Source organism: Sphingomonas sp. Leaf28, assembly GCF_001421685.1.
Taxonomy (GTDB): Bacteria; Pseudomonadota; Alphaproteobacteria; order Sphingomonadales; family Sphingomonadaceae; genus Sphingomonas; species Sphingomonas aurantiaca.
This window is the reverse complement of the sequence record NZ_LMKX01000011.1, coordinates 329,425-335,739: the sequence shown is the minus strand read 5'-3', so window position 1 is coordinate 335,739 and position 6,315 is coordinate 329,425. Positions and strand designations below refer to the sequence as shown.

The window sequence follows — 6,315 nt, the reverse complement described above, 5'->3', positions numbered from 1 at the left end:
CACAAGTCATCTACCCTCAGTCCGTAACCGGACCGTCGCGGGGTGGAGCAGCCCGGTAGCTCGTCAGGCTCATAACCTGAAGGTCACAGGTTCAAATCCTGTCCCCGCAACCATATCCCTACCACAACAACGCCGCCCTCACGGGCGGCGTTGTCGTTTGTGGCGTATGTCATAAAGCTCGCCCAAAAGGGTGGCGGAGGCGTTCCATCCGTTCGACGCCGGTAACATCAGTCCCGACGCTTTCCGTTTACCGCCCTCTAAACTCACGAGGCCGAGCCGTCGAACTGCGTAGCGACAGCAGCGCGGGGACCGTAATGGGCGTGGGCGAGGTGGGGTGTGCGCCGAGATCGGCGATGATGCGGTTGACCGCTTGGGTCGTAACTTCCGCAATCGGCTGTACTATCGCTGTGAGTGGCGGATGCGCGAGGCGGATGATCGGCGTGTCGTCGAAGCTGATCAGCGACAGGTCGCCGGGGACAGCGAGGTTCCGCGTGCGCGCCAGTTCGAGCGTTGCCAGCGTCATCTGGTCGTTGCTTGCGATGATTGCCGTCGGAGGGGTGGGGAGTGCGAGCAACTGCTCCGCTGCCGCACGGCCCGATGCATAGCTGAAGTCGCCGACGGCGAGAAGGTCCGCGTTCGCAACGCCGGCCGCCTCCATCGCGCCGCGCCACCCATCGACACGCCATCCGCTCAGTTCATACTCTGCGGGCCCGGCGGTGAAGCCGATCCGCGTGTGACCTAGCTCCAGGAGATGCTCGGTCGCGATCCGGGCGGCGCGTGCGTCGTCCATGATCAGCCGGATGCCGGGTCCCTCGGTGAGCGAGCCGATCCGCGCGAAGCTGATGCCGTGCGCCGCGAGCAGGTTGATGATCAGCGGGTTGCCCGAATGCGGTGGCGTCAGAATCACGCCATCGGGTTGCAACGCCGCGATCGCCGCGAGGAGCTCGCGCTCGATATGGTCGCTATGCGTGTCGACCAGCTCGACGATCAGCCGATAGCCATGTTCGGCGCAGGTCAGCATCCCCCCCAGCATCATCTGGTCGAACCAGTCGGTGCCCTGCCGCGCCCGCCAGTCGGCGATCGTGCGCTCGCGGTCGTTGAGCGCGAGGATGAGGTAGGAGCGCGATCCGCCCATGCGCTGCGCGGCGATCGACGGGACATAGCCGAGCTTGTCGATCGATGCCTGGACACGGCTCATCATCTCGGGCCGGACGCCCGTATCCTTGTTCACCACGCGGCTGACGGTCTGGAGCGATACGCCCGCATCCGCCGCAACATGCTTGATCGTTACCGCCTGACGTCGCCTTGCCATCCGTGTCGGCTCAGGCAACGACGGTGGAGGGGCGGGCGGGCGCCGCGCCGCAATAGCGCGCGACGTAATCGGCATGTTCGGGCAGCCCCGCGACGGTCGCGTTGGTGCCGTCGCGCAGTCCTGTGAGCAACCGTGCCAGCTCCTCGTCGCGCAGCTTGGTCGCGATCGGGTGATAGCTTTGCGGGACGATCCCCTGACCGAGCATCACCTGCACCCAGCTATTCTCCGCAAACAACTCCTCGTTCTTGCGGAACACGCGGCCCGTCTCGCGGAACAGCTCGATCTTCTGGTCGAGCGACTCCGGGATCGGCATCGCCGCGCATTGCCGCCAGAACGCGCTGTCGCGGCGGTTGGTCGCCTTGTAATGCAGTATCAGGAAGTCGCGGATCTGGAGCATGTCGGTATGCTGCTGGTCGTTGAACTCGGCGACGTCGCGCGGGGACACCGCACCCGCGGGGAACAGCCGCAACAGTCGCAGCACCGCGCGCTGGATCAGGTGGATGCTGGTCGATTCCAGCGGCTCCATGAACCCGCCCGACAGCCCGATCGCGATGCAGTTGCGGTGCCATTGCTGGCGCCGCGCGCCGGTGACGAAGCGGATCATGTTGGGCTCGGTGAGCGTCTTGCCATCGATGTTGCCGAGCAGCCGGTCGAGCGCGGCATCGCGGTCGAGATAGCGGCTGCAATAGACGAGGCCGTTGCCGGTGCGGTGCTGGAGCGGGATGCGCCATTGCCAGCCCGCGTCATGCGCCATTGCCCGCGTATAGGGCAAAGCAGGGCGGACGCTTTCGGTCTGGATCGCGATCGCGGAATCGCAGGGCAAATAATGCGTCCAGTCGTCGAAGCCCGCGTGGAGCGCGCCTTCGATCAGCAGCGCGCGGAAGCCGGTGCAGTCGAGGAACAGGTCGCCCTCGATGCGAGCGCCGGATTCGAGCACCAGCGCGGCGATGTCGCCGCTCTCGCCGTTTAGTTCTACCTGCGCGATCTTGCCCTCGACGCGGCGCGTGCCGTCGGCCTCCGCCATCTTCCGCAGAAACCGGGCGTAGCGCGTCGAATCTAGCTGATACGCATAGTTCATGCGGTCGTCGGGGAGGTGCGCGAACTTGCCCTGGAGCGCCGCACGCAGCTCGAGGCAGTAATCGTCATAGGGCTGGTCGTGGCCCTTGGTCAGGCCGTGGAGCCAGAAATGCTGGAAGCCGGCGGACCAGTGATCCTTGCCGGTGATGCCGAACGAATGGAAATAGCTCTCGCCGCGATCCTTCCAGTCGTCGAACAGGATGCCGAGTTTGAACGTCGCCTGCGTCTCGCGCATGAACTCGGCTTCGTTGATCCCGAGCAGCCGGTTGAAGGTGATCATCGGCGGGATCGTCGATTCGCCGACGCCGACCGTCCCGATCGCGTCGGATTCGACCAGCGTGAGCGCGATTGTGCTGCCCATCGTGCGCGCGATCGCTGCGGCCGCCATCCAGCCTGCGGTGCCGCCGCCGGCGATTACGACGCGGCGGATGGGGTGTTCGGTCATCGGCTTAGGGCTCTCAGGAGGAAGGCACGAAGGCGGCCTGCGGTGTCGGCGGTGAGCGGTGCGAGCACGCCGCGCGCGACATCGGGAATATGGTCGACGACGTCGGGCCCGTTGGCGAAGACATAATGATCGAACATCGCGCGCCAATGCGCCTTCTCGTCGTCGGGCAGGTCGCGGATCGCCAGCATCGCATGGTTCAGCGCGTCCTGAGGCTGACCCAGCCAGCGCGGCGTCTCGCGCCACCAATAGTTCACGAGCACATTAAAGTCGGACAGTCCCTCCACATGATGCCACCACATCGCCGGGATGTAGAGCGCGTCGCCGGCCTCCAGCTCGGCGACCTGCCCGTGCTGCAAGGCCTCGCGAAAGCGCGGATGCGCGGCGTAATCGGGATCGTGGAAATCGACCATGCTGACCGCGCGGCCGGCGGGCGTGTTATCGACCGGGCCGAGATAGAGGTTGCGGAACTGGTCGCGCGGAAACAGCGTGAACCGACGTCGGCCGACCGCGACGCAGGCGAGATTGTCGGGCACGTCGTTATGCGCCGCGATCCGCGTGCGCGTGCCCATCCAGATGCCGGCGAGCGGGGTGCGGTCGCCGAGGTCGACATGGTTCGCCTCGTGCAGCCCGTTGAAGAACTGGTGCATGTCGATCGAGGCGAGATAGATGGCGTGTGCGTCGGCTGCACCTTCGTTCGCGTCGATGCGCGCGAAAATTTCGGGCAATTTCGCGCGGAGCATTTGGAAGTTCATCGCGTGCGCGGCGTCGTAGAAGAGCCGGCCGCCGCTGTCGGGCATCGCGACGGACACCGCGAAGGGCATGTCGCGCGCGTGCCGCTCGATATAGTCGCGTGCCGCCCTCGGCGATTGCTGGCCGGCGCGGACCATCGGCCAGTCGGCGATCAGTCCGCGTATGATGAACGGGGTGGTCGCGTCGCGTAGCCGTGCGTCGAGATCCGCGGGGTGATCGACGACCAGCTCGCGGATCCGCGGCATCGCCGCAAAGATGCCGGCATCCGTCTCAGCCACGCGCCATCCGCCGGTTCTTGCGGGCGACGAGATCGCCGATCGCGCCGAGCGAGGCGAGCGCCATGAAGATCGGCATCAGATGCCCGGCAGTGTGCAGGTCGGCGACCGCGGCGGGATCGAGTGCGGCGAGCCGGTCCTCGTCGATGACGTGATAGCCGACCAGACGGTTCTTCGACCCGTCGTCGAGCGTCACGTCCATCGTCAGCGGCTCGAGCAGATCGTAGCGGCGCAGGGTCGCGAAGAAATCGGCGGACGCGACATAGTCGGTGTCGAGCGCGCGGAGCTGATCGGCGACGCGTTCGAGATACGGCGTCGGCCGGCCGGTATCGTCGAACACGCGGATGCCTTCGCCGCCGCCGATCCCGTGTGCGATCCGCGGGCTCGCCATGTCGATATGCACCTGGCGGACGTCGCCTGCGCCGCGGCCGACCAGGAAGGGCTGGCTGTCGATCGCGAGCGGGCGATAGCGGGCGTCCCAGCCGGCGTCGGTCAGGAACAGGTTCTCGCCCGGCTCGAACCCGAACATCGCCAGCGCAGTGAAGCTGTCGCGCGCGGAATCGAGCTGAAACAGGATCGGATAGTGCGTCTGCACGCGGCGGAATTCGCTGGGGACGGTGATGCAGGTCATCACCGCATCGCCCATGTCTGCCGCGCGGTCCGTCCGGATGCGCAGGTCGCGGTGGTCGTCGGCGGTCAGGATCACGTGGTCGGACATCAGGCTATCGGTTCCATGGCGGGGGCAGGGGCGGGGGCGGTCGCGTGCCGCAGGGCATCGAGATAGGCGCGGTTGGTCGGCAGGCCGGCGGCCAGCATACGCCTGCGCTGATCGACCTGCGCGAGCAAGGTTTGCGTACGAGCCCGGTCCGGCGTAGCGATCGGTCCGCGGGTCGGCGCAGGGAATCCCATGCCGTACAGGACGTATTGATAGCTCGCCGCCGGGAAGATCTCGTCGACCATCGGGAAGTCCGCGCGCGAGGGCGGCTGGTGGCGCCAGAGCTGGAGCAACTCGGCCAGCCGCGGCGGGATCGAGGCGGGGTCGCGGTGGTCGCGCCAATAGGGCTCGTCGCGTTCGCTCAGCACGTAATGCAGCTTGAGGAACTCGACGATCCGGTCCCAGCGATAGCGGAACAGCGTGTTGAAGCGCCTTGCGTGGATGTCCATCGCGCCGCGGTGGCTGGGGAAATTGTCGAGCAGCGCTTCGAGCGAAAGCTCGATCAGGACGATCGCCGAGGCTTCGAGCGGTTCGAGGAACCCAGCCGACAGACCCACCGCGAGGCAGTTGCGGTGCCAGAATGTCTCCCGGTGACGCGACCGGAACGTGAGCTGGCGGAATGACGGCAGCGCGGCATCGGGTGCGGTGGCGCGCAGATAGCGGGTCAGCGTGTCGGCCGCGGCATCGTCGCTGAGATGCGCGGAGGAGTAGACGCAGCCGACGCCGCGCCGAGTCGGCAGGCCGATGTCCCAGATCCAGCCGGCAGCGTGCGCAGTAGCGTTGGTCTGCGAGGCGATCGGGCTGTTGGCGGCGACGGGCACCTGCACCGCGAGCGCGCGGTCGTTGAACAGCGTGCCGCCGCGGTCGACCGTGCCGATCCCGTAATGCCCCTCGATCAGCAGCGCGGCATGGCCGGTGCAGTCGAGGAACAGGTCGCCCGCAATCGCGCCCGACTCGCGGGTCCGCACCGCGGCGATGTCACCGTCCGCGGTGCCGTCGATACCGACGACATGGTCGCGGACGTGGCGCACCCCCAGCCGCTCGGTCGCGTGACGCATCAGCATCGCGGCGAGCTTGCCTGCGTCCAGATGATAGGCATAGTTCAGCGTGCCCGCATAATCGGGCATCGCCCGCTGGCGGGGGGCGAGATCGCGGTGGCAGATGGCGCCCTGCGCGCCGACCGTGTCCGCGAACCGGCCGCCATGCTCGGCCCAGGCGGCGACGATATCGCGTGGGTCGCCGTCGACCGGCGCGGTGAAGGGGTGAAGATAGCTGTCGTCGGCCGCACCGGTCCGCCACCCGTCGAACCGCGAGCCCTGCTTGAACGCGCCGTCGCAGGCCAGCAGGAAGTCGGTTTCGCTAATGCCGATCCGTTCGAGCGTGCGGCGCATCGTCGGCCAAGTGCCCTCGCCGACGCCGGTCGTCGCGACGTCGGGGGATTCGATGAGCGTGACGGACAGCGGCTGCTCCGCCCCGCGATAGGCGCGCGCCGCGATCAGGCAGGCCGCGAGCCAACCCGCCGTTCCGCCGCCGACGACCACGATGGTCGTGATCGGCTGGTCGTTCGTCGCTCCGGGGCCGGTATCCGTGGCCATTGTCGGCTGCCTATCCTTCTTTGCGCATTTCGACCGTGCCCCGCCCGAGTGGGAAAAGCCACCGCCCGTCATCCTGACGAAAGTCAGGACCCAGAGCCGCGAAGCGCCGCCTCTCGTTACTCTGGGTCCTGACTTTCGTCAGGATG

Annotated in this window: 5 protein-coding genes and 1 tRNA gene; 1 reads left to right on the top strand and 5 read right to left on the bottom strand. The window is 67.1% G+C overall.

The features are described from left to right. The first annotated feature begins 36 nt into the window (after nt 1–36). Nucleotides 37–113: transfer RNA gene (locus ASE79_RS19115), tRNA-Met, on the top strand. Nucleotides 114–247: 134 nt separating this feature from the next. On the opposite strand, the gene ASE79_RS19110 is transcribed toward ASE79_RS19115, so the two are convergent. Genes ASE79_RS19110 through ASE79_RS19090 form a run of 5 tightly spaced genes read right to left on the bottom strand, consistent with a single transcriptional unit; the run spans nt 248 to nt 6,169 of the window. Continuing rightward, the gene (locus ASE79_RS19110) at nt 248–1,312 is read right to left on the bottom strand and encodes a LacI family DNA-binding transcriptional regulator (RefSeq protein WP_056420482.1); all 1,065 of its coding nucleotides are present in this window, start codon (nt 1,310–1,312) and stop codon (nt 248–250) included. A gap of 10 nt (nt 1,313–1,322) precedes the next feature. Then, nucleotides 1,323–2,834 (bottom strand): tryptophan halogenase family protein, encoded by a 1,512-nt coding sequence (locus ASE79_RS19105; RefSeq protein WP_056420481.1) that lies wholly within the window; start codon nt 2,832–2,834, stop codon nt 1,323–1,325. Continuing rightward, the gene (locus tag ASE79_RS19100) at nt 2,831–3,862 is read right to left on the bottom strand and encodes a cupin-like domain-containing protein (protein WP_056420478.1); all 1,032 of its coding nucleotides are present in this window, start codon (nt 3,860–3,862) and stop codon (nt 2,831–2,833) included. Before ASE79_RS19100 ends, ASE79_RS19105 begins: the two co-directional genes overlap by 4 nt. Beyond that, on the bottom strand, nt 3,855–4,577 hold the full coding sequence (locus ASE79_RS19095) for a SapC family protein (protein ID WP_056420475.1): 723 nt from the start codon (nt 4,575–4,577) through the stop codon (nt 3,855–3,857). The genes ASE79_RS19100 and ASE79_RS19095 overlap by 8 nt, the downstream gene beginning before the upstream one ends. Continuing rightward, a complete protein-coding gene (locus ASE79_RS19090; protein ID WP_056420468.1) occupies nt 4,577–6,169 on the bottom strand; it encodes a tryptophan halogenase family protein in 1,593 nt (530 codons plus the stop codon). The genes ASE79_RS19095 and ASE79_RS19090 overlap by 1 nt, the downstream gene beginning before the upstream one ends. Between the last annotated feature and the right edge of the window lie 146 nt (nt 6,170–6,315).